Source organism: Mesorhizobium sp. LSHC420B00, assembly GCF_000503055.1.
In the GTDB taxonomy this organism is placed as follows: domain Bacteria; phylum Pseudomonadota; class Alphaproteobacteria; order Rhizobiales; family Rhizobiaceae; genus Mesorhizobium.
In genome coordinates, this window is record NZ_AYVY01000023.1 from 1 (window position 1) to 21,738 (window position 21,738).

21 protein-coding genes and 2 pseudogenes are annotated in these 21,738 nt (G+C 62.9%); 9 read left to right on the forward strand and 14 right to left on the reverse strand.

Annotation, left to right across the window (positions count from 1 at the left end; all coding sequences use genetic code 11):
* Nucleotides 1-127 precede the first annotated feature (127 nt).
* The gene (locus tag X760_RS65200; protein WP_031194621.1) at nt 128-1,411 is read right to left on the reverse strand and encodes an MFS transporter; all 1,284 of its coding nucleotides are present in this window, start codon (nt 1,409-1,411) and stop codon (nt 128-130) included.
* 81 nt (nt 1,412-1,492) lie between these two features.
* Between X760_RS65200 and X760_RS65205 the strand changes: the two genes are divergently transcribed.
* Nucleotides 1,493-2,098 carry a TetR/AcrR family transcriptional regulator gene (locus X760_RS65205; protein WP_031194622.1) on the forward strand — a complete coding sequence of 202 codons (606 nt, stop codon included), beginning with the start codon at nt 1,493-1,495 and terminating at the stop codon, nt 2,096-2,098.
* A gap of 97 nt (nt 2,099-2,195) precedes the next feature.
* Nucleotides 2,196-2,786 (forward strand): hypothetical protein, encoded by a 591-nt coding sequence (locus X760_RS65210; RefSeq protein WP_023721303.1) that lies wholly within the window; start codon nt 2,196-2,198, stop codon nt 2,784-2,786.
* A gap of 17 nt (nt 2,787-2,803) precedes the next feature.
* Here X760_RS65210 and ppa read toward each other — a convergent pair whose 3' ends face one another.
* From ppa to X760_RS65240, 7 genes and pseudogenes are all read right to left on the reverse strand, one after another.
* Entirely contained in the window at nt 2,804-3,334 is a 531-nt protein-coding gene (gene ppa, locus X760_RS65215; protein WP_023721304.1) for an inorganic diphosphatase, read from the reverse strand.
* A gap of 115 nt (nt 3,335-3,449) precedes the next feature.
* Complete coding sequence (locus X760_RS65220) at nt 3,450-3,956, reverse strand: GNAT family N-acetyltransferase (RefSeq protein WP_023678138.1); 507 nt, start codon at nt 3,954-3,956, stop codon at nt 3,450-3,452.
* 117 nt (nt 3,957-4,073) lie between these two features.
* Nucleotides 4,074-4,712, reverse strand: a complete 639-nt coding sequence (locus tag X760_RS65225) for a TPM domain-containing protein (RefSeq protein ID WP_023721305.1) — start codon at nt 4,710-4,712, stop codon at nt 4,074-4,076.
* 10 nt (nt 4,713-4,722) lie between these two features.
* Nucleotides 4,723-5,109 (reverse strand): TPM domain-containing protein, encoded by a 387-nt coding sequence (locus X760_RS65230; protein WP_084642903.1) that lies wholly within the window; start codon nt 5,107-5,109, stop codon nt 4,723-4,725.
* Nucleotides 5,110-5,161: 52 nt separating this feature from the next.
* Nucleotides 5,162-5,926, reverse strand: a complete 765-nt coding sequence (locus X760_RS0139020; RefSeq protein ID WP_348633246.1) for a TPM domain-containing protein — start codon at nt 5,924-5,926, stop codon at nt 5,162-5,164.
* Nucleotides 5,872-6,708: pseudogene (locus tag X760_RS65235) on the reverse strand (YgcG family protein); the annotation flags it as partial. The pseudogene X760_RS65235 and the gene X760_RS0139020, both read right to left, overlap by 55 nt.
* A 106-nt stretch (nt 6,709-6,814) precedes the next feature.
* A complete protein-coding gene (locus X760_RS65240; RefSeq protein ID WP_023721309.1) occupies nt 6,815-7,453 on the reverse strand; it encodes a LemA family protein in 639 nt (212 codons plus the stop codon).
* 162 nt (nt 7,454-7,615) lie between these two features.
* On the opposite strand from X760_RS65240, the gene X760_RS65245 reads away from it, so the two are divergent.
* The 3 genes from X760_RS65245 to X760_RS65255 all read left to right on the forward strand — a co-directional run bounded on the left by X760_RS65245 (nt 7,616) and on the right by X760_RS65255 (nt 9,608).
* Nucleotides 7,616-7,867 carry a hypothetical protein gene (locus X760_RS65245; RefSeq protein ID WP_023721310.1) on the forward strand — a complete coding sequence of 84 codons (252 nt, stop codon included), beginning with the start codon at nt 7,616-7,618 and terminating at the stop codon, nt 7,865-7,867.
* A gap of 11 nt (nt 7,868-7,878) precedes the next feature.
* Complete coding sequence (pdxY, locus tag X760_RS65250; protein WP_023721311.1) at nt 7,879-8,763, forward strand: pyridoxal kinase PdxY; 885 nt, start codon at nt 7,879-7,881, stop codon at nt 8,761-8,763.
* Between the two features lie 62 nt (nt 8,764-8,825).
* Nucleotides 8,826-9,608: a DUF429 domain-containing protein gene (locus tag X760_RS65255; protein ID WP_031194627.1), complete on the forward strand. Its 783-nt coding sequence runs from the start codon at nt 8,826-8,828 to the stop codon at nt 9,606-9,608.
* Nucleotides 9,609-9,639: 31 nt separating this feature from the next.
* On the opposite strand, the gene X760_RS65260 is transcribed toward X760_RS65255, so the two are convergent.
* Complete coding sequence (locus tag X760_RS65260; RefSeq protein ID WP_023721313.1) at nt 9,640-10,842, reverse strand: aromatic ring-hydroxylating dioxygenase subunit alpha; 1,203 nt, start codon at nt 10,840-10,842, stop codon at nt 9,640-9,642.
* A 420-nt stretch (nt 10,843-11,262) separates the two neighbouring features.
* Here X760_RS65260 and X760_RS65265 point away from each other — a divergent pair, with 420 nt between their 5' ends.
* Nucleotides 11,263-11,667, forward strand: coding sequence for a hypothetical protein (locus X760_RS65265; RefSeq protein ID WP_023721314.1), 405 nt, complete (start codon nt 11,263-11,265; stop codon nt 11,665-11,667).
* A gap of 93 nt (nt 11,668-11,760) precedes the next feature.
* Here the strand turns inward: X760_RS65265 and X760_RS65270 are convergent, their stop codons facing one another.
* Entirely contained in the window at nt 11,761-13,848 is a 2,088-nt protein-coding gene (locus tag X760_RS65270; protein WP_031194628.1) for a PAS domain S-box protein, read from the reverse strand.
* Between the two features lie 39 nt (nt 13,849-13,887).
* A complete protein-coding gene (locus X760_RS65275; RefSeq protein ID WP_198030534.1) occupies nt 13,888-14,667 on the reverse strand; it encodes a response regulator transcription factor in 780 nt (259 codons plus the stop codon).
* 46 nt (nt 14,668-14,713) lie between these two features.
* On the opposite strand from X760_RS65275, the gene X760_RS65280 reads away from it, so the two are divergent.
* Entirely contained in the window at nt 14,714-15,400 is a 687-nt protein-coding gene (locus X760_RS65280; protein WP_023721317.1) for a response regulator transcription factor, read from the forward strand.
* 78 nt (nt 15,401-15,478) lie between these two features.
* Here the strand turns inward: X760_RS65280 and X760_RS75135 are convergent, their stop codons facing one another.
* Nucleotides 15,479-15,646 carry a hypothetical protein gene (locus X760_RS75135; RefSeq protein ID WP_023721318.1) on the reverse strand — a complete coding sequence of 56 codons (168 nt, stop codon included), beginning with the start codon at nt 15,644-15,646 and terminating at the stop codon, nt 15,479-15,481.
* A 604-nt stretch (nt 15,647-16,250) separates the two neighbouring features.
* Between X760_RS75135 and X760_RS65285 the strand changes: the two genes are divergently transcribed.
* Nucleotides 16,251-16,715 (forward strand): L,D-transpeptidase, encoded by a 465-nt coding sequence (locus X760_RS65285; RefSeq protein WP_023721319.1) that lies wholly within the window; start codon nt 16,251-16,253, stop codon nt 16,713-16,715.
* Nucleotides 16,716-16,785: 70 nt separating this feature from the next.
* Here X760_RS65285 and X760_RS65290 read toward each other — a convergent pair.
* Together X760_RS65290 and X760_RS65295 are read right to left on the reverse strand one after the other, a co-directional pair.
* Nucleotides 16,786-19,711: pseudogene (locus X760_RS65290) on the reverse strand (efflux RND transporter permease subunit).
* Nucleotides 19,708-20,991 carry an efflux RND transporter periplasmic adaptor subunit gene (locus X760_RS65295; protein ID WP_023721320.1) on the reverse strand — a complete coding sequence of 428 codons (1,284 nt, stop codon included), beginning with the start codon at nt 20,989-20,991 and terminating at the stop codon, nt 19,708-19,710. The pseudogene X760_RS65290 and the gene X760_RS65295 overlap by 4 nt, the downstream one beginning before the upstream one ends.
* Nucleotides 20,992-21,135: 144 nt before the next feature.
* On the opposite strand from X760_RS65295, the gene X760_RS65300 reads away from it, so the two are divergent.
* Nucleotides 21,136-21,672 (forward strand): TetR/AcrR family transcriptional regulator, encoded by a 537-nt coding sequence (locus X760_RS65300; RefSeq protein ID WP_023721321.1) that lies wholly within the window; start codon nt 21,136-21,138, stop codon nt 21,670-21,672.
* The last annotated feature ends 66 nt before the right edge of the window (nt 21,673-21,738 follow it).

A 21,738-nucleotide genomic window follows, 5' to 3' on the forward strand; every position in this document is an offset into this window, starting at 1 on the left:
CTCAACTGCCTCTCCAAAGAATCCTTTCTCAGCCTAAACTCAACCCCAAAATCGCCATATGCGATTCCCCTGCCCGCGAGGGGGAGATCGGCAATTTGGCCGACGGCATCTCTCCTGCAACGAGAAGCTATGCCGCCTGCGGTTCAGGATCGAACGCCGGGCGGCTGGTGTTGATCAGCAGCGAGATGCAGGCGGCGGCTATTGCCGTCATGCCGGCGATCAGGAAGGCAAGCTCGTAATTGCCCTGCAACTCACGCATAGTGCCACCGAAAAAGGCCGCTGTCGCTGCGCCGACTTGATGGCCGGCGACGATCCAGCCGAAGACGATCGGCCCGCTGCGGTCGCCGAACGCCTCGTTGGAAAGCCGCAGCGTCGGCGGCACTGTGGCGATCCAGTCCAGTCCGTAAAATACGGCGAAGATGATCAGGCTGGTCGCCGAGAAGCCGGAATAGGGCAGATAGATCAGCGACAGGCCGCGAATGCCGTAATAGATGCCGAGCAGCTTGCGCGGGTCGAAACGGTCGGTGAGCCAGCCCGACAGCGTCGTGCCAATAAGATCGAAGATACCCATCATCGAGAGCAGGCCCGCGGCCTGCACTTCGCCGATGCCCATATCGCCGCAAAAGGCGATCAGGTGCGTGCCGACCAACCCGTTGGTGGTGAAGCCGCAAACGAAGAAGGTGGCGAACAGGTACCAGAACACACGCGTACCGGCGGCGCGGCGCAACGTGCTCAGCGTATGCGCGAGGAAATTGCCTTGCGCGGCCGGCGGCGCGGGCGGCACATCGTCGAGCTCGGCGCCATAGCGGACCATGCCGATCGCGGCCGGACGCTCCGGTACCAGCATATAAACCAGCGGCACCAAGGCGGCGGTGGCCACGGCAATGGCAATGGCGACCGGCTTCCAGCCGCCGGACTGGGCGAGCGAGGCGAGCAGCGGCAGGAAGACCAGCAGCCCGGTGGCGCTGGACGCCGACATCAGTCCCATCACAAGGCCGCGATTGGTCTTGAACCAGCGGTTGACGATGGTCGCGCCGAGCACGGTGGCGACAGCGCCCGAACTGATGCCGGAAAACACGCCCCAGGTGAGGAGCAGATGCCACGGCTTGGTCATTAGCAGGCTGAGCGCGGTCGATCCCGACATCAAAAGCAGCGCGGCAAGCAAGGTGCGGCGCAGCCCGATCCGCTCCATCAGCGCCGCGGCAAACGGCCCGGTCAGGCCATAGAGGAAGATGCCGGTGGCCGCCGCCAGCGAGACGACGTCGCGCCGCCAGCCGAAACTATTCTCCAGCGGCAGCATCATGACTGCCGGCGCCGAACGCAGGCCCGCGGCGATCAGCAGGCAGAGGAAGATGACGGCGACCACGACGAAAGCGTAGCGCTGGCCAAACGGGCGGGATTGAGCTATCATGTTACTGACCGGTACGTTTCAGATGCGCGGAACATACGTACCGACCGGTAACATTGTCAACCAGGCATCGGCAAACCAGACATGAAAAGCATTGAACCAACGATCAAGGAGAATGGCGCACCGCTGCCTCGCGCCGCCGAACGGATCCTCCAGGTGGCGCGCGACCTGTTCTACCGGCAAGGCATCAGGGCGATCGGTGTCGACGAGATCGTACGGCGTGCCGGCGTCACCAAGCCAAGCCTCTACCGCAGCTTTCCGTCCAAGGATGAGTTGGCTGCATCCTATCTTCGGCACTATGACCTCGAATTCTGGGAGCGCTTCGACGAGGCGGTGAATGCCCATCCCGGCGATCCGCGCGCGCAGATCGTCGCCTTCCTGACGCGTGTCGGCAAGCGCACGCAAAGGCCCGACTATCGCGGCTGTGGCATGACCAATGCCGCGGTCGAATATCCCGAACACGGCCATCCGGCCCGCGTCGTGAGCGAGGCCAACAAGCAGGAATTGCGCCGGCGCTTGCGCACCATGGCGGCGGCGATGGGTGCCGGCGACGCCGACACGCTGGGTGACGGGCTGCTGCTCCTGATCGAGGGCGCCTATATCAGCGGTCAGTTGTTCGGTGCCGGCGGACCGGCGCAGTCGGTGGCCCGCAACGCCGACCTTCTGATCGAAGCAAGCTTGAGGAAATAGCGTTCCGTTTACCAGGTAACTGTGAGCAGCCTGACTTCGTCTAGGCTGCTGCTGAATTTGACGGTACGCTGCGGCAGCCCGAACGGAGTTGTCCGCCATGCGCGCTCTTTTGATCCCGCTTGCCCTCGCCGGTTTCTGCCAGGCGGCCCGGGCTGGCGACATATCCAGCGTCTATACCGATCTCGTCTGGGAGAAGGACTGCGTGACTTATGCCCAGGCGGAGGAAGGCGACGGCGACTGGGCCGACCTGGCCTGTTCGGGCTATGGCGGCTACCCGGTGATGGTTTCCTACGACGATGCGCGGGAATCGCTGTTCTACGGGTTTCCACCTGGCGACATGACCACGGTCTGGGAAAGCTTTTCCGGCCTCAACTCGGCTGGACCCAAAGTCGAGTGGCGTATCGAAACCAAGGGCGATATGGCCGTTCCTTTCGCAGTCATCCATCGTCGCTCGATCAGCGATAGCGAGGGCGAGAACAAGTCGACGGAAGTGCTGATCGTCGCCAAGGTTGCCCAGCCTGGCGCCTACGAAGGCTGCACGATCGCTCTTGTGCTCGCCACTGGCAATCCCGCCGCCAACGATCAGGCGCGCAAGCTTGCCGACGAGAAGGCACGCACCTTCGCCTGCGGCAAGGACAAGCGTGTGGTGATCGGCAACACGCCCGATTTCGGCCGCGTCGACAACTGACGATTTGCGCCCGTTAATTACTTGCGCTTGGCCCGCTCGATTGCCTCGACGATCATCTTCTTGGCATAGGCGGCATCGTACCAGCCCTCGATCTTGACCCATTTGCCGGGTTCGAGATCCTTGTAGTGCTCGAAAAAGTGCTGCACCTGCTGGCGGGTGATATCAGGCAGCTGCGTGTATTCGTGAACGTCCTCATAGCGCAAGGTCAGCTTGGGCGAAGGTACTGCGATGACCTTCTCGTCCTGGCCGGCATTGTCCTCCATCACCAGCACGCCGATCGGCCGCACATTGATGACGCAGCCCGGCACCAGCGCGCGTGTGTTGCAGACCAGCACGTCGATCGGGTCGCCGTCGCCCGACAGCGTGTGCGGTACGAAACCGTAATTGCCGGGATAGCGCATCGACGTGTGCAGGAAGCGGTCGACGAACAGCGTGCCGGCCTCCTTGTCCATCTCGTACTTGATCGGCTCACCGCCGATCGGCACCTCGATAATGACGTTGACGTCCTCGGGCGGGTTCTTTCCGCTGGCAATCGCTTCGATACGCATCGCTTTATCCCTCTCTCGATTGAAGATCGATAGCGGGCGACGGCGAATGGTGCAATGCGGCGAATGGTACTGGGGGATCGTCCGAACCGAAACCGGTCGGATCATGCGCTGGCCGTCATTCCCAGACGAAAGCGACCTTCTTCAGCGCCTTCTGCTCGAATATCTCGACCCCCTCGGCCACATCGCGACCGCCGGCGCCGGCATAGAAGGCAAGTGCGTTCTGATTGTCTTCCAGCGCCCACACCACCATGCCCTTCAAGCCATGGTCGGCCAGCCGTGCCCGTGCCGCCGAGAACAGCCGGCTGCCGAGCCCGATGCCTTGATATTCCGGCCGCAGGTAAAGCTCGTAGATCTCGCCCTGCTGCCTGAGTTCGCGGGCACGGTTCTTGCCGATCGTCGCGTAGCCGGCAATTTTGCCGCCGATTTCGACGACCAGGACGGTGGCGGCGCGGCGAATGGCATTCGCCCACCAGTCGGCACCGCGGCGGTTGATCATCGATGTCAGAGTGCGGTGTGGGATGATGCCCGAATAGGCGCCGCGCCAGGCCTCGAGATGCACGTCGGCAATGGCGGCTGCATCGCGCGGCTCGGCTTTCCTGATGTCGATGCTCAGCGTATTCATGATTGGTTAACCATAAACCCGCGGCGCCCGATTGCAAGAGTCCGGTCAGCCACTGCGATGCTTTCGCACAGCCGAACGGTGCGTCCTTGAGACGCTGCAAAACCGCCTTTAGCGAGATCAAATCTCGACCAGATGGTCGTCCAGTTCGTTGCTGTCGCCGGTCGACACCGGAGAATGCTCGGCCAGTACCGCACCGACCGCTTCGACCGCCCTGACGAAGCCGTCGGCAAGCCGATCGTCGCCGGCATGCGCCGTAAGGTCGCGGACGACACCGTCCCAGACATGCTGGCCGACACGAGAATCGATGCCGCTGTCGGCGACCACTTCAGCATAGCGCTCGGCGATCGAGACGAACACCAGCACGCCGGTGCGCGCCGCGGTGCGGTGGACGTTGCGGGCGAGGAACTGCTTCATCGCATTGGCGTGGGCGGCCTGGTAGCGCAGCCGCCTCGGCACCAAATGGATGCGCAATGCGGGCAATGCCCACAACAGGATGAGCACACTGGCAAGCGCCAGAAGCTCGGCTATGACGAAATGCGGCAAGCGGATCGACAGCCACCAGGCTTCCAGCCCGTAACCGACGGCGAGGCTGACGACGAGCATGCCGAGCATCGCCATGAAGGCGGCCGGGAAGAAATAGCCGTCGCTTGCATGCGCCACGACGCAGTAGATCTCGCCGTCGGTCTTTGATTCGGCAGCGCGGATCGCATCGGCGATGCGCTCATGATCCTCGGGGCTGATCGGTCGTGTTGCCATGATTGATGTCTCACCAGCTTCCTGAAGAACCGCCGCCGCCGGACGAACCGCCGCCGCCGGAAAACCCGCCGCCGGAACTTCCTGACGACCAACCACTGCCTGAACCTCCCGNCACGCCGTTGTTCTCCTTCGCCTGGCCGAGTTTCCAGGCGCGAAACAACCGGTTGGCGTAAGGCTCGATCTCCTCGCCGTCGAGGCTGGGAATGGTCGCGACGACGATCTGGTCGGACCCCTTGGTCTCGAAATCGGCAAGCTTCTGCGTCAGCGCCACCTCGGTCGCGGCATCGATGATGCCGGCATTGTCGACGACCCGTCCGGTCAGCGCCGGCAATTCGGCGGCGAAGGCCGCGAAGCCGAACAGCAGCACCGCTATGGCCAACAGCGCGGTGCCGGTCATTTTGATGAAACGGCCGGATTCCACCGGGCTGACGGCGTGTCTTGTCATCTCGTCACCAGCTTCCCGAGGAGCCGCCGCCGCCGGACGAACCGCCGCCGCCGGAAAACCCGCCGCCGGAACTTCCTGACGACCAACCACTGCCTGAACTTCCCGACGACCAGCCACTGCCGGACGAGGTCCCCGACGTCCAGGCACCGCCACCGGAGGGTGACGAACCTGGCCCGCGGCCGTAGCGGAACGTCATGCCCAGCCACTTGTACACGCCCGGCGACAGTTTCGTGCCGAAGATCGGCGGCAGGAACGCCATTGCCAAGCCGCCGAAGAACATCGTCGCCCACAGGATGATGAACAGCATGAAGATGGGATCGACAGGATTGTCATTCGCCGGATTGCGCTTGCCGCGCGCCTCCAGCTCTTCGGGATTGCCTTCCAGCACCATGATCATGTCGTCGACGGCCTTGCTGATGCCGCCTGAGAAATTGCCGGCACGGAAGGCCGGCACCATNAGCACCATGATCATGTCGTCGACGGCCTTGCTGATGCCGCCTGAGAAATTGCCGGCACGGAAGGCCGGCACCATGTCGTTTTCGATGATCAACTTGGTGTGCAGGTCGGTCAGCGTGCCTTCAAGCCCATAGCCGACCTCGATGCGCATCTTGCGGTCGTTCGGCGCCACCAGAAGCAGGACGCCGTTGTTCTCCTTCGCCTGGCCGAGTTTCCAGGCGCGAAACAACCGGTTGGCGTAAGGCTCGATCTCCTCGNGCCGGACGAACCGCCGCCGCCGGAAAACCCGCCGCCGGAACTTCCTGACGACCAACCACTGCCTGAACCTCCCGACCAGCCGCCGGACGACCGCCGGCTCGGCTCGAAGGTCATGCCCAGCCAGCGATAGCGGCCGGGACCGATCTTCTGGCCGAAGATCGGCGGCAGGATGGAGGCTGCGAGGCCGCCGAAAAAGATGATTGCCCAGATGGCTATGAAGATGGTGAAGAACAGATCGTCGCTGTTGAACGGCGGCTGCTGGTTGCGTTCGCCGCGCGCTTGCAGCTCTTCGGGATTGCCTTCCAGCACCATGATCATGTCGTCGAGGGCCTTGCTGATGCCGCCGGAGAAATCGCCGGCACGGAAGGCCGGCACCATGTCATTTTCGATGATCAACTTGGTGTGCAGGTCAGTCAGCGTGCCTTCAAGCCCATAGCCGACCTCAATGCGCATCTTGCGGTCGTTCGGCGCCACCAGCAAAAGCACGCCGTTGTTCTCCTTCGCCTGGCCGAGTTTCCAGGCGCGAAACAACCGGTTGGCGTAAGGCTCGATCTCCTCNACGCCGTTGTTCTCCTTCGCCTGGCCGAGTTTCCAGGCGCGAAACAACCGGTTGGCGTAAGGCTCGATCTCCTCGCCGTCGAGGCTGGGAATGGTCGCAACGACGATCTGGTCCGAACCCTTGGTCTCGAAATCGGCAAGCTTCTGCGTCAGCGCCGCCTTGGTCGCGGCATCGATGATGCCGGCATTGTCGACGACCCGTCCGGTCAGCGCCGGCAATTCGGCCGCGAGAACGGTGAGAGGGAGGAGGAGAAAGCTTAGAACGAAGCCAAAAAAAATCCGGCCGGCATTTCTTCCCACCCCCCTCTGTGGGGAGATGGCCGGCAGGACAGAGGGGGGTGGGACGGAGTACAAGGCCAACGGGAACAGACCCGCTAAGCGCCGTTCACCCGCCCTGCTGCGTGCCGAAATCGACCTTCGGCGGCTGCATCTTGTCCTCCTCGATGGTGAAATTCGCAAACGGCTGGTTGCCGCGGAACCACAAGGTCGCCCAGATCACCGACGGGAAGGTCCTCAGCGTCAGATTGTACTCTCTCACCGCCTGGATATAGTCGCGGCGGGCGACCGTGATGCGGTTCTCGGTGCCTTCGAGTTGTGCTTGCAGCGCCAGAAAGTTCTGGTTGGCCTTGAGATCGGGATAGTTCTCCACCACCGCCAGCAGGCGCGACAGCGCGCTGGTCAGGCCGGCCTGGCTGTCCTGGAATTTCTTGAAGGCTTCCGGATTGTTCAGCGTTTCCGGCGTCACGGTCACCTGCGTCGCCTTGGCGCGCGCTTCGACCACGGCATCGAGCGTGTCCTTCTCGTGCGCGGCATAGCCCTTGACCGTGTTGACCAGATTGGGGATGAGATCGGCGCGGCGCTGGTATTGATTCAACACCTCGCTCCATGCGGCCTTTGCGTTTTCCTCAGCCGTCGGGATGGTGTTGTAGCCGCAGCCGGCAAGCAGCGGCAGCATGACGGCCATCACCAGGAACGCAGCTAAATTACGGAAGATTGGCGGTAAAGCAAGGCGCTGGACAAGCATGATAAGGTCCCCTCGATAGCATTGGCACGCGAAGCATTAGCACAATCCTTGCGCAAGAAAATGACTTCGGCCGAGAAGCGTTACTGGTTTCTACCATTCGCCGTCAGGCCCTGTGACAGACGAGGCGAACGGGTTAAGCTCGGCATGAAACGGGATATCACCATGGCGAAACGCCACGACAGCGACGCGGAATCGCGCCGCATCATCGAACGGGTGGCGCGCGAGACCGACCCGGGCGGCACCTCGTTCCTCGCACGAACCGCCAGAGGCGCGCGCGACCACGTCACAGCGGCCGATGCCGACCGATCGGACCCGATCGAATATTGGGGCACCCGTATTGGTCGGGCGGCAGGCTTGCTTATTGCCATCGGCCTGTTGATCTGGCTCGTGCTTTTCATCACCAGGGGCGGTTAGGACAAAGATCAATGAGCGCCGAAAAAGCCGACGCGCCGCGCGCGGTCATCGTCGTCTCCAGCCATGTCGCACGTGGCTCGGTCGGCAACCGTGCCGCCGTGTTTGCGCTGGAGACGCTGGGGTTTCCGGTTTGGGCGGTGCCGACCGTCATTCTGCCCTGGCATCCGGGGCACGGCCGGGCCACCCGCATCGTGCCGCCGCTGGACCAGTTCAAGGCGCTGATGACCGACCTCGAGCGCGCGCCGTGGCTGGGCGAGGTCGGCGCCGTGCTGTCCGGCTATCTCGGCGAGGCTGGCCAGGCCGAAGCCGTCGCTTCGCTGGTCGGCGCCGTCAAGGCGAAGACGCCGGACGCCCTCTATATCTGCGACCCGGTGATGGGCGATTCGGGCGGCCTCTACGTACCTGAGCCGACCGCAATCGCCATGCGCGACCGGCTGATGCCGATCGCCGATATCGCCACGCCCAACCGCTACGAGCTGGAATGGATGGCCGGAGCGCCGCTGCCCGACCTGAAATCGGCAATGGCTGCTGCCCTGCAAGCCGGCCCACCGGCCATGCTGGTCACTTCGGCACCGGCGATGATGGCCGGCGGCATCGGCAATTTGCTGCTCAACGGCAGAGAGGCGCTGCTTGCCGAACACCGGCTAATCGACAAGCCTCCGAATGGGCTCGGCGACCTGACGGCGGCCGTCTACCTGGCGCGCATCCTGTCCGGCCAAACGGCCGCCAAGGCGCTGCAATCGACCACGGCAGCGGTCTACGAGATCCTGGCGCGCACCGCCAAGCGCGGCGGCGACGAATTGCAGCTCGAGACCGATGCCCAGAGCCTGTCGCACCCGATGGCGATGGTGCAGCTTCGCCATCTCCTGCATCCGGGACGGGATCGCCGGGCGTGACGCAGGCCGAAGACGCCGTGCCCCAGGATGATGCGCCCAAGGGTGCTGTGCCCGACCATGTTGTGCCTGGGGATGTTGCGCCTAGGGATGTTGTGCTTGTCGGCGTCGACGGTTGCAAGACCGGCTGGATAGCCGTCCGCCGCGATTCCGGTGCCGCACCGTCGACAGCCGTTTTCCCAAGCTTCGCGGCGTTGCTCGACCAGCTACCCGTCAATGCAATCGTAGCGGTCGATATGCCGATCGGCCTGCCCGATTTCTCGCAAAGAGGCGGTCGCGGTCCGGAGGCGCTGGTGCGGCCATTTCTTGGCGCCCGGCAATCCAGTGTCTTTGCCATCCCCTCCCGCGCCGCGCTCTATGCGGAGATCGAAGCCTTCACCACGGTCGAAGCCTGGTACGCGGCACATCGCAGGGCAAGTGACGTGGCCAAGACGACCTCAGATCCGCCGCGCGGTGTCTCGATCCAGGCCTTCGGCGTCTTTGCCAAGATCCGTGAGATCGATTCGCTGCTGATCGCGCGGCCCGAACTGCGCAGCCGCGTCTTCGAATCGCATCCGGAAGTTGCCTTCTGCAGACTGAACGGCGACCGGGCGATGCGTCTGCCGAAGAAGATCAAGGGCAACATCAATCCGGCCGGCATGGCCGAACGCAAGGCGCTGCTTGCCCGGCATGGTTATGGCCAGCATTTTCTCGACCAGAGGCCGCCGCGCGGCGCGGCCACCGACGATTTCCTCGATGCCGCGGCGATGATGCTGATTGCCGGCCGCATCGCCAGAGGCGAGGCAATGCCGTTTCCGGATCCGCCGCTCGCCGATCGTTTCGGCATTCCCGTCGCCATCTGGGCTTGAGGACCAGGGCTAACGTTTTAGGTGGCATGCGTCAGGAGCGTGATCTGAGCGCCTCGTTGAGCGCCCACATATCCTTCTCCTCGGGCGCGGTCTCCAATCCGAGCACGGGAATTTGCTTGCGCAAATGGTCGTGGTGGGTGCGCACGCCATATTCGAGATCGGAGAGGTAAAAACCTCCGAAGGCTTCTGACAGCATGGATTCGTTCGACCATATCGAAAGCTGTACATCTTCGGCCAGCGTGTCGCGGTCGATGCGGTAGGATAGGTAGCGGGCAGCCGCCTGCTCCCTGCTCTCGTCGCGATAGCGGTAGATGGCGCCGCGCAGCAGCGTCTCACCCGTCGACAGCGGGACCTCCTGATAGAACTGCACCGACTCCGGCATGATCGACAGCGCGTTGTTCGGGAAGATGCCGTAATAGATCCAGGCCTTGCGCAGGTGCTCCGGCAGTTGCTTCGCCTCGGGTGCGAGCTTGATGTATTGCGCGACGCTCCAGCGCCGTCCGGCATGCGGGTTGTAAGTGGCGAACGAGCGCGACACGCCGTTGACGAACGGCTCGTCGAAGTAGGTCGCGCCATAAAGATCCTGCAGCGCCGGATGCGCCATGGCGACGTGGTAGCCTTCATTGTCGACGTCGCGCACCGACTTCCAGTTGACCGGCGTCTTTTGGGTCCAGATGCCCCAGGACGGCACCATCTCGGCGACGCCGTAATGGGCAATCTCGGCTTCGATCGGCTTCAACAGCTCGGCAACGGATGGCTGCGGGCCACCCTTGCGGAAGCGGATGAAGATGAAGCCCATCCAGATTTCGAGCTCGAGCGGCATCAGGCCGAATTCGGTCTTGTCGAGGTCGGGGAAGGACCGCGGGCGGGCAGCGCCGCGCAACGTGCCGTCGAGATTGTAGACCCAGCCATGAAAGGGGCAGACCAGCGCATTCTTGCAAGTGCCTTGGCTATCGGCAACGACGCGACTGCCGCGGTGGCGGCACATATTGTTGAAGGCGCGCACCACGCCATCCTTGCCGCGCACGATCAGCGCCCGCTCGCCGACCACATCCATCGTCAGATAGTCGCCGGCGTTCGGCAGGTCGCAGACATGGCCGGCGATCTGCCAGTGATTGCGGAAGACGTGCTCTTTCTCGAGTTCGAGCAAGGCGTCGGAATGATAGCTCCAGCCCGGCAGGCCCCGCCGATCCCAATCGTTGGGGATTGCCACGTCACGCAGATGCGGGTTCATAAAAGGCTCTTATTTATTGAATGGCCGTTCAATACAAGCATATTTTCTGTTGAAATGCAATAGCTTGCGAGAATAGGGCGAATTCCCGGCGCGAAACCGATCGGTAATTGAGAGCCGAGCTCGAACGATCGAAGCCGGGAAAATCCCGGGAATTCCGGGCGTTAATCCCCTTACGCTTGTTGAGCGCCCAGCCCTCCGTGGACCGGAAAAGTCGACGTGGATCCGGTGCCGTGGATAGCGGAAAACGAGCGCTGAATGTCACCGGTGCGGCCAGCTACGCATCATCGGTTTGCCCCCGGAATGGCCGCGGGCCTGGTTTCATGCCGGTTACACAATCGTTAATCCATCATCGTTGGCCCGTTACAAGGTGCGGTTAAGTTCGTTTCAACAGGGAAAAGAAGAACACCGAAGGAAACGACGATGCATACGAAAACCCAGATCACCGACAACGACCATCGCCTGCAGGGTCCGCAGCGCAACGACCGGCGCCCGAAGCTGGCGCTGCGCCAGCGCGCCAGCGATCACCCGATGGCGATGTTCCTGCTGCTTGCCGCTGCCGCGTTTGCCGGCATGGCGTTCACGCCGACCGTCGGTCCGGCCTTCGCCTCGCTGAACCCGCCGGTCAACCTCATCGACGGCGCGACGACCACGACCAAGACGGCGCGCCTGCCGATCCCGGACATCGATTTTGCCTGCAAGGGTCAGGCCTGGGGCGCCGAGAGCCTGGACTGCCTGCGCGCTATCGCTGCCCAGTCGGGCAAGGCACGGCCCGTCCGCATGATCGCCAACGCCGCCCCGCTGGCCGATACGCCGAACGTTTTTTGATCTTTTCGCGAGCGCCCTCCAGCACTCCAGTCAGGCTCCCGCCGCAATGTCGGCTGGGAGCCTTTTTTCTTTCCTTTTTGTCTCTCTGGGAGTCTAGCCGCCCAAAGCGACCTGCTCGGCAATGGCCGAGAGCACGCCGCGCACATCCAGCGTGCTGAACGGCTTTTCGAGGATTGGCGGCCGCTGCGGCGCCGGCAGCGCCTCGATTTCGCCTTTTGCGCCGATCAGATCGCCGGTGACAAGCACGAAACGCCGCGCCAGATCCGGCATTTCGGCAAGCAGCTCGCGATAGGCGGCTATGCCGCTGGTGCCGGGCATGCGCAAATCGGAAAACACGATGTCCGGCGGCATGTGGCCGCTCAGGGTCGCGGCGGCCGAGACCCAGGCCGGCACGATCCGCGACTTGATGCCCATCAACTCCAGAATGTCGGACAGCGACGCCGCGACATCCGGCTCATCGTCTATGATCAGCGCGTGACGCAAGCCGCTCGACCGCGACGGACTGTCGCCGGCGGCGACCGCGCCGGCAGCGATCGCCGGCAACTGCACGACAAAACGCACGCCTCTCGGCGAAACCTCCTCGAACCAGATATTGCCATTGTGCCGCTCGATGATCGATTTGGAAATCGACAGGCCGATACCGGTACCGACGCCGACTGGCTTGGTGGTGAAATAGGATTCGAATATGCGTGAGCGTATCGCTTCCGGCACGCCTGGCCCGTTGTCCTCGACCGAGAATCCGGGATTGCCGCGGTCGCTGCGAAACGTCCGGACCTTGATCCGCCGGTCGCCGGCAATGCCGGCCAAGGCATGCTGGCTGTTGATGAGGAAGTTGGCGGCTACCTGCGTCACGTGGTCGGCATCGGCCATGGCCAGCAGCGGGCCGCCGGCGAAATCGGTGTCGATGATGATGCCGCTTGATCGCGCGCCATAGGCGGTCACTTCGAGTGCCGCGCGGATCACCTGGTTGAGGTCGGTCTCGGCCTGCGCCGTCGGGTGCAGGCGGACCATCGACAGGAAGCTTTTGACGATACGGCCGCAGCGCTCGGCAGCGGCGCGCACCTTTTCGGCGCGTACTTTGGTCTGCGGATCGGCGGCGAATTCATGCAGCAGCGTCGACTGGGCGACGACCACGGCCAGCGGGTTGTTGAGCTCGTGCGAAACGCCCGCAAGCAGCGAGCCCATCGCCGCCATCTTCTCGTTCTGGTGCAGTTTTTCGCGCTGACGGTTGATTTCCTCCTCAGCGCGCAATCTGTCGCGCAGGTCGCGGATGGAGCCGAAGATCAGATGGCGATCGGCGACCCGCATCTCGGTCGCCGTCAGCTCGATCGGAAAAACCTCGCCGGCGGCATTCTGGGTGACCGTTTCGAGCCGCTGGCCGACCATCGGCGCGCCGCGGCCCGACATGTATTCGGCGCCCGACGCATAGCCTTTGCGGTAATATTCCGGCACGACCGTGTCGAGCAGGTCCTTGCCGAGGATATCGCTGCGTCGATAGCCGAACATCTTCTCGGCGGCCGGATTGAATTCGATGATCGAGCCGGTCTCGTCGATGACGATGATGGCGTCGAGCGAGGCCTGCAGCATGGTGCGGCGAATGACGTCACTGGCATGCGCGTCGGAGGGCGACCGTTCGATGGCGTCGCCAATGGCGAGTGCCACCATGTGCAGCGCCGCCTCTTCCTGGTCGGTCCATTCGCGTTCGTTGACGCAGTCGTTGACCGCCAGTGTGCCCCACAAATTGCCGTGCGAAAAGACCGACACCGACAGGAACGACTTGATGTTCTGCTTTTCGAAATCGGTCCGCAGAAAGCCTTCGAGATCGCGTGTGTGCCCGGCGAATATCTTGCCTTGGCGCTCGTCCTCCGCCAGCTGTTCCAGCAATGGGTCCGAATCGACGACCGACTGCATGATGACGGTCGGTGACGCCAGCTCGCCGCCAAACCGGGGGGCGATCCAATAAGCGGCGACCGACTGGGCGAAGCCCTGGCCGGGCAGTTCGCGCAGGCGAAACAGGATGCCGCGGTGACAATCCATGGCTTCGCAAAGCGTTTGGAGGATACCCTCCATCTCGCGCTGCCAGTCGCCGGCTTCGCGCAGCCGGCGAACCACATGCACGGCCGCCATCGCCGCGCCCTGCCTGGCGCCCTGCGAGTCCGCGCGTGCTGTTTCAGCCGTCATGGTCATTTCCTGGCCGTGGCTTGCTCAAGCCGCCAGGCCTCAGTTATTTTCGCCGGCTGGCAGCGAGAAGATATAGCCTTCGCCGCGCACCGTGCGCAGGAATTTCGGATTGGCCGGATCCGCCTCGATCTTCTTTCTCAGCCGCATGATGCGGATGTCGACGGCGCGGGACGATTCCGCGTCCTCGACGAAACCGATCGCCTCGGAGATCGCCGCCCGCGTCAACAGCCGGTTGGCGCGGGTAAGGAACACCTCCAGCACGTCGAACTCGCTCTTGGCCATGTCGATGACCGCACCGTTGGCGCCGGTGACGAGCCTGCCGTCGAGGTCGGCGTGAAAGGCGCCGAAGCTCACGGACCGGCGGCCACCGGATGTTTCAGCCTTGGCTTTTTGTGGTTCGGTCGGCTCCGGAACGCGGCGCAGCACGCTGCGCACCCTGGCCAGCACTTCGCGCAACTCGTAAGGCTTGACGATGTAGTCGTCAGCGCCGAGCTCCAGTCCGACGATGCGGTCGAGCGCGGTACCGGCGGCCGTCGCATAGATGATGCCGATCGGCATTTTCGACCGCATCCAGCGGCCGAGCGACAGGCCGTCCTCGCCCGGCATGGCGATGTCGAGAATGGCCAGATGGAAGGACTGGGCTTCCAACAGGTCGCGCGCCGCCGCCGCACTTTCGGCCGTGGCCACATCATAGCCGCTGGCGCCGAGATACTCGGCGACCGCGTCCCTCAGGTCGGGCTCGTCCTCGACAATGACAATTCGTGCCCGCACGATGCGTTCGCTCCCGCTTTCAGCGGAAAGTAGATTGGGTATAAACATGATGTCCAGCACTCTTCTTGGGTTGCCGTATGCGGGGTAGAAAAACATGGCTGCACGATCCGTCATCGCGCTTGTTTCCGTCGCTGAAGTAATTGCGACCGATCTCGCCGATCATCTCAAGCGACGCGGTCATGACGTCCGCGCCGCGCGACAGCCGTGGGAAGCCGAATCGCTGCTTTCGGAAAAGGGCATCGATGTCGTGGTTGTCGGCGACAGCGTCAGCCAGGCGGAGGGGCGCGACCTGCTCAGGCGACATGGCGGCGAAGGTGGACCGGATTTCATCCTGATCTGCCGCCCGGCCGATCTGGTCGACAAAGTGCTGGCGCTCGAGCTCGGCGCCGCCGACGTCGTCGAAAGCCCGCTCAATGTCAGGGAGCTTGCCGCCCGCGTTGGCGGCCTGCTGGCTCGGCGCGGCAGGAGCGCCGGGGAATTGATCGTGCTGGAGAACGCGACCGTCGATCTCCGGTCGGCCATCGTCATGCACCGCTCGGGCACGGAAGAACAGCTGTCCCCCGGGCAGGTGGCGCTGCTCAGGCTGTTCCTGGCCAGCCCGCGCAAGGTGCTGACGCGCGACGACATCATCGCCGCCGCGCCCGCCGAAAATGCCGAAGCCTTCGACCGGTCGATCGATTCGCGCATCGTGCGGCTGCGCCGCAAGCTCGACACCGAAACCATCACCACCATACGGGGTGCGGGTTACCGGTTCGATCCGCCAACGCAATTCGCCGACTGAATGCAGGACAGCCACCCCTTTTTTGAGTATCGGATTTTCCTAAAACCGGTTCCCGCTTTTGGGTCCGATGCTCTTTCCTCAGCGCACCACGAGAAGCGACGGGCCTGACGGCATGTCACTGTTCGTGCTGACCTCGCCGGCATGCGCACGTTCCTTCAGCAGCACGGTTGCGAGGCCGGCAATGCCGAGCAGGCCCTGCACGTAGAGCAGGGCAGAAAGCACGGAAGCGGCGAATTTCGTTTTCATCCTGTTCTTTCCTCAAAATTGGGATTTACGGGCGCTTCAGGGGAACCCCCGAAGCGCCCGCGCCGCCAGCGGAGCCCCCCGTTGCGGCGCGGGCCTTCGGTCCTCTCGGCTGCAAGTTGCCGGAGGCGCCGCGCATCCTCAACGGCTCTAAGCCGCCCCCGCCAGAGGGACTTGAGCCGGTCGACGCGCAGGCTGGAAACTGTCCAGACCAATTTAGACCGTCGCGAAAACAGTGTGGGCTTCCGATCGTTCGTTGCCGGCTGTTTTCGTTACGTCAACTTTGCCCGTGCGCTGTATCCGGATCATGCCGCCGAGGCCGCGCTTTGTTGCAGCTCGGTTTCGAAGTGAGGTGGAATTCCTCTCAAACGAAAGACAATCGCGTATTCGTGCCGCGGTTTGGCTGATCCGCTTAGGCAAACACGCCGCCGCTGTCATGACGACGTCCAACAGCTGTAAGCCGCTTTGCACGGCGTTTTCCGTTAACCAGGGGAAAACAGAATCGAAACACAAACGAGCATCTAGCGAAATCGACTTGAAACAGGATGCCCCGATAAGCCGGTCATCGAATTGAGCCGGCCCCGACCGGCAGAATAGGGGAGACATCATGTACACCGCCATTTCCGCCAAGCTCATCAACATCGCCGCCGCCGTCATCACCGGTGCTGCCTTGCTTGTCAGTGCCGGCAACAGCGCAGCCCACGCCGCCGCCAACAAGATCGTCGCGCGTGTGTCGCTATCGCAGCAGACCATGGAAATCTTGGTCGACGGCCGGCCGACATTCGCCTGGAAAGTCTCGACCGGCGACAGGACGCACGTCACGCCGACCGGTTCGTTCAAGCCGACCCGCATGCATGAAATGTGGTATTCGAAGAAATACGACAACGCCCCGATGCCGCATTCGGTGTTCTTCAGCGGCGGCTACGCCGTACATGCGACAAGCGCCATCAAGCGCCTCGGCCAGCCGGCCTCGCATGGCTGCGTGCGTCTGCATCCGGACAACGCCGCCGATTTCTATCAGCTCGTCGAGGTCTTCGGCCCGGCCAACACCAGCATCGTCATCGTCAAATGAGCGATGCTTTTCGTAGCTCCCAAGAAAGGCCGGAAATCCGGCCTTCTTTATTGTGCAATGTTAGTACAATCTAATCCGGCATCACCGGCATCAGCTTGGGGTCCGGCTTTTCGGCGTGATGCGGCAGGTCCTTGCTGGCGATAAACGTGTAGAACATCGGCACCACGAACAGCGTGAACATGGTTCCGACCAGGATGCCGGTGAAGATCACCAGGCCCATCGAATAGCGTGCCGCGGCACCAGCGCCGCTGGAGATGATCAGCGGCACCACTCCGAGCGCCATCGCCGCCGTCGTCATCAGGATCGGCCGCAGCCGCACCTTGGCCGACGCGATGATCGCATCGCGCCGCCGCATGCCGTGCATTTCACGCTGCTGGTTGGCGAACTCGACCAGAAGGATGCCGTGCTTGGTGATCAGGCCGATCAGCGTAATCAAGCCGACCTGGGTGTAGATGTTGAGGGTGCCGAGCCCGACATTAAGCGGCACGATCGCGCCGAAGATCGAGAGTGGCACCGCCATCATGATGATCAACGGATCGCGGAAACTTTCGAACTGCGCCGCCAGCACCAGATAGATGACGAGAACGGCTGCCGCGAAGGCGATGATGATCGTGTAGCCCTGTTGCTTCTCCTGCCGCGACTGGCCGGTATAGTCGATGAAGAAAGTGTCGGGCAGGCTCTCCTTGGCGATATCCTCGATCGCTTTCAAACCGTCGCCGGTGGAGATCGGAAGAGCACACGTNCGGCACCTGCGGGATGATGTCGTAGCTGTTGGATTCGCGGTCGAATTGCGCCACCTCGGCGCCACCGACCAAGAGGGTCAGCGTCCGGCCGATATCGGCGATCGGCAGGTTGAGTGCCGCGGCGCGGTCGCGGTCGATCGTCACCGTCACTTGCGGCGCATCGTAGGACATCGAATTCTGCACGGCGAGGAAGCGACCGGAGGCCTGCGCCTTGTTCTTGATGTTCTCGGCCGCCTCGTACACTTGGGAGGCCTCGCCGGTCGAGCGCACCACCATCGTGATTGGCAGGCCGCCGCCGGAGCCGGGCAGTGTCGGCGGTGCGAAGACGAAAGCCTCGACGCCCGCCACCTTGGCAAGGCGGGCAGTGATGTCTTCCTGAAGTTCCTTCGAGCTGCGCGCGCGCTCGGCCCAGTCCTTGAACGCAAAGCCGACGAAAGCGCTGTTCGTCGGGCCTTGGAACGCGACGGCGGAGAACCGCGCCCTGGTTTCGGGGATATCATTCACCAGCCCGAGAATCTGGTTCACATAGGTCTCGGTGTAGTCCGACGTCGCATAGCGCGGTGCGTTCACAATAGACAGCAAGAAGCCCTGGTCTTCTTCCGGCGCCAGTTCGCTCGCGGTCTTGGTGAACATGAAGCCGGTCGTGGCGACCAGTGCGATGACGATCATCAGCGTCACCGGGCGATATTTCAGCGAGCCGCTGACCAGCCGCTCATAGACGTTTTCGACGCGCCCGAACGTGTTGTCGACAATGCGCTGGAAGCGGCTGTGCGAGCCGGCCCTCAGGATGCGTGCCGACATCATCGGCGTGACGGTTAGGGCAACGACACCCGAAAGGACCACCGAGCCGGCAAGCGTCACTGCGAATTCGCGAAACAGTGCGCCTGTCAGGCCGCCGGTGAAGGCCAGCGGCGCGAACACGGCGGCCAACGTTATCGTCATGGCGACGACGGCGGAAGAGATCTCCCGCATGCCGTTGAAAGCCGCCTGCATCGGCGACAAGCCGTCTTCCTCCATGTGGCGGTGGATGTTTTCCACCACCACGATGGCATCGTCAACAACCAGTCCGATCGCCAGCACCATGGCCAGCAACGACAAAAGGTTGATCGAATAACCCAAAGAAAACAGCAGGAAACAGACGCCGATCAGCGACAGCGGAATGGTCACGATCGGCATCAGCACCGAGCGGAACGAGCCGAGGAAGAGCAGGATGACGACGATGACGATGGCGACCGCCTCGCCGATGGTCTTGAACACCTCCTCGATCGACGCGCTGATCTGCTCGGTCGAGTCATAGACGATCTCGATCGTCATGCCGAGCGGCAGCGTCTCCTGGATCGTCGGCACAATCTTGTGGATCGCCGCCGCGGTGGTCAGTGGATTGGCGGCCGGCGTCGGAAAGATGGCGAGAAAGATGCCGGGCTTGCCGTTGAAGGTGACCCTGGTGTCGGTGTTCACCGCGGCGAGTTCGACGCGGGCCACGTCGCGCAGTCTCACCACATTGCCGTCTTTCGAGCGGAGCGGAAGGGCAGCGAAAGCCTCCGGCGTCTGCAGGGTCGAGCGAACCGTGATCGAGGAAGCCACATATTCGTTTTCGGTATCGCCGGGCGCGGAGAGGAAATTCGATTCGTTAATGGCGGTCAGCACTTCCGCCGCCGTCACACCGCGCGCCGCCAGTTTGATCGGGTCGATCCAGACACGCATCGAATATTCGGCGGCGCCGAAAATCTGCACGTCGGCAACACCTTCGACCGTCGACATACGCGGCCGCACGACGCGCTCGATATATTCGGTGAGCTGTTCCGGCGTCATGTTCGGGTTCTGCATCGAGATGTACATCATCGCGAACTGCTGGCCGGTGCCCTTGACGATCACCGGGTCTTTGGTTTCGTCCGGCAGATCGCCGCGAACGCTCTGAACCTTCGACAGGACTTCGTTCAGCGCAACGTCGGGGTCGGAGCCGAGTTTCATCTGCACTGTCACGGTGCTGGATGACGGCCGGCTCGCCGACGTGACATAATCGATGTTTTCGGTCGAAGCGACAGCACGCGCGATCGGCGCGGAAATGAACCCCTGGATCAGGTCGGCGCTGGCGCCGGGATAGGCCGTGGTGATCGTGATGGCCGTTTCTTCAACCTCTGGATACTGCCGGATCGAAAGGTTGAAGATGCCCTGAAAACCCAGAAGCAGGATCATGCAGGCAAGCACGGTCGAAAGGACCGGGCGGCGGATGAAGAGGTCGGAAAAGCTCATTGCTGGGCTGCCTGCTGGTTCCCCGGCTTGCTCGGATCGATCGTGTTGTCGACGGCAACGGACATGCCGTTGGAGAGCCGGTTCTGGCCGGCGGTAACGACTTCGTCGCCGGGCTGGATGCCTTCCAGGATCTCGACCAGGCCGGCGTTGTGGCGGCCTGGCTTGACGAACACCTGGGCGAGCACGAGCTGCGGCTTCTGTTCTTCCGCTGCCGGTTTGGCTTCCGCTGCCGGTTTGGCTGGGGTAGCGCCCGGCTTTTCTTCGGGTTTTGCCGCGGGTGCTTCGGCAGCGGGCTTGGCAGCATCCGCGGCTGGTTTTTCTTCCGGCTTTGCCTCGGGAGCCGCGCCGTTGACTTCTGCGGATTTGGCCGGGCGCACCACGAAGACGAAGTCACCGTACAGGCTGGAGGTCAGCGCAGTCTGCGGCAGCGCCAGCACGTTGTTCTCCTCCGGCAGTTCGACACGCACCTGGACGAACTGGCCGGGCGTCAGCTTGCCTTCAGGATTGGCGACCTCCGCCCTCACCGTCACCAGCCGGCTCGTCGGGTCGATCTTCGGATCGATACCGCGGATGCTGCCGGCGAACGGCATGTCGCCGCCGCCAATGCCCAGCCGCACCGTCTGTCCGATCTTCAGCAGCGGAAGCTGCTGCTCCGGCACGGTGAAATCGACACGCATCGTGTCCATGTCCTGCAAGGTCACCACGGCGGTGCCGGGTGTGAGATACTGGCCAATGTCGATTTTCGGAATACCGACGGTGCCCTTGAAAGGGGCCGTCAACTGCTTTTGGTCGAGCACCGCTTGCAGCTTGTTTACCTGCGCGGAGGAGACCGATGCTGCCGCCTGCGCCGTGTCCAGCGTAGCGTCGGTGCCGACCCCGCGCTTCTGCAGCTCAAGAGCGCGCATCAGCGTCGTCTGGTCGGATGTGGCTTGCGCCTTCGACGCCACGAGGTCGGCCCGCTCGACGGCATCGTCGAGCTGCAGCAGCACGGCGTTGGCGGCGACCTTCTGATTGGCATGAAACTGGATGTCCTTGACGATACCCGCGGTTTCGACGGTCAGGTCGACGCCGCGCACGGCACTGACAGTACCGATCGCCTCGACGCCGGGCGTCCAGGACATCGGTTTGACGATGACCGTCGACACGGTCGCGGCCGGCGGCTTCATGGTGGCGAAAAACTGTTTGATCGCATTGTCGCGGAACAGGTTGAAGCCGACGATGCCGCCGCACACCAGCACGAGCAGAATGAAGGCGATGATGAAGCGCTTGATCACGAACAGTCCCCTCGGCCATGGCCCAGCATAACGGTCGGATGACCGGAACACATACCTGTGACTGGTCCCAATTTCAAATGACGGCAATCTTACTGTACCGTCTGGACGGTCTTGTCAATTCCGCTTAAGCTAATGAATGGGGAACGATTGATGAAGGCCCGCAGAACAAATTCGCGCGAGAAGATCCTCGCCGCCGCCGCCGACGTGGCGCGCGAGACGGGTCCCGGCAGCCTGTCGCTGGATGCGGTCGCCAGCCGTGCCGGCGTGTCGAAGGGTGGTCTTCTCTACAATTTCCCGACCAAGGCGAAATTGATGCAGGCGCTGGTGGAGGATTACCTCAGTGCGTTCCAACAGGCGCTTGAGGCCGCACGCACGAACGGCGTCAGCGGTGAGAGCCCGCTTGCGGCCTATATCAGGCTTTCGGCCGAGCATGCCGAGGAGTCGAAACCGTCGGCGACCTGGATATTTTCGGCGATTGCCGAGGATCCCGATTTCCTGACGCCGATAAAATCGTTCAGGCGGCAAGTGTTCGAGCGGCTGAAGCAGGAGACGCCGAATCTCAAGGCGCTGCTGGTCTGCTATCTCGCTATCGAAGGGCTTCGCAGCATGAACCTGTTCGGTTCGGACATTCTCTCCGCCGACGAGCGCCGGTTGCTGATATCGACCCTGCTGGAGATCGCGGAATAGATCAGGAACCACCGTCCAGCACTATCTGCTCCAATCTCAAAGTGCTCTGCCGTCACACAGGCTTCA

Coding starts and splice junctions, on each gene's coding strand:
- X760_RS75135 (WP_023721318.1), bottom strand. CDS start 15,646: ATGAAAACGAAATTCGCCGCTTCCGTGCTTTCTGCCCTGCTCTACGTG.
- X760_RS65205 (WP_031194622.1), top strand. CDS start 1,493: ATGAAAAGCATTGAACCAACGATCAAGGAGAATGGCGCACCGCTGCCT.
- X760_RS65275 (WP_198030534.1), bottom strand. CDS start 14,667: ATGTTTATACCCAATCTACTTTCCGCTGAAAGCGGGAGCGAACGCATC.
- X760_RS65280 (WP_023721317.1), top strand. CDS start 14,714: ATGGCTGCACGATCCGTCATCGCGCTTGTTTCCGTCGCTGAAGTAATT.
- X760_RS65260 (WP_023721313.1), bottom strand. CDS start 10,842: ATGAACCCGCATCTGCGTGACGTGGCAATCCCCAACGATTGGGATCGG.
- X760_RS65220 (WP_023678138.1), bottom strand. CDS start 3,956: ATGAATACGCTGAGCATCGACATCAGGAAAGCCGAGCCGCGCGATGCA.
- X760_RS65200 (WP_031194621.1), bottom strand. CDS start 1,411: ATGATAGCTCAATCCCGCCCGTTTGGCCAGCGCTACGCTTTCGTCGTG.
- X760_RS65270 (WP_031194628.1), bottom strand. CDS start 13,848: ATGACGGCTGAAACAGCACGCGCGGACTCGCAGGGCGCCAGGCAGGGC.
- X760_RS65300 (WP_023721321.1), top strand. CDS start 21,136: ATGAAGGCCCGCAGAACAAATTCGCGCGAGAAGATCCTCGCCGCCGCC.
- X760_RS65265 (WP_023721314.1), top strand. CDS start 11,263: ATGCATACGAAAACCCAGATCACCGACAACGACCATCGCCTGCAGGGT.
- ppa (WP_023721304.1), bottom strand. CDS start 3,334: ATGCGTATCGAAGCGATTGCCAGCGGAAAGAACCCGCCCGAGGACGTC.
- X760_RS65225 (WP_023721305.1), bottom strand. CDS start 4,712: ATGGCAACACGACCGATCAGCCCCGAGGATCATGAGCGCATCGCCGAT.
- pdxY (WP_023721311.1), top strand. CDS start 7,879: ATGAGCGCCGAAAAAGCCGACGCGCCGCGCGCGGTCATCGTCGTCTCC.
- X760_RS65285 (WP_023721319.1), top strand. CDS start 16,251: ATGTACACCGCCATTTCCGCCAAGCTCATCAACATCGCCGCCGCCGTC.
- X760_RS65245 (WP_023721310.1), top strand. CDS start 7,616: ATGGCGAAACGCCACGACAGCGACGCGGAATCGCGCCGCATCATCGAA.
- X760_RS65210 (WP_023721303.1), top strand. CDS start 2,196: ATGCGCGCTCTTTTGATCCCGCTTGCCCTCGCCGGTTTCTGCCAGGCG.
- X760_RS65240 (WP_023721309.1), bottom strand. CDS start 7,453: ATGCTTGTCCAGCGCCTTGCTTTACCGCCAATCTTCCGTAATTTAGCT.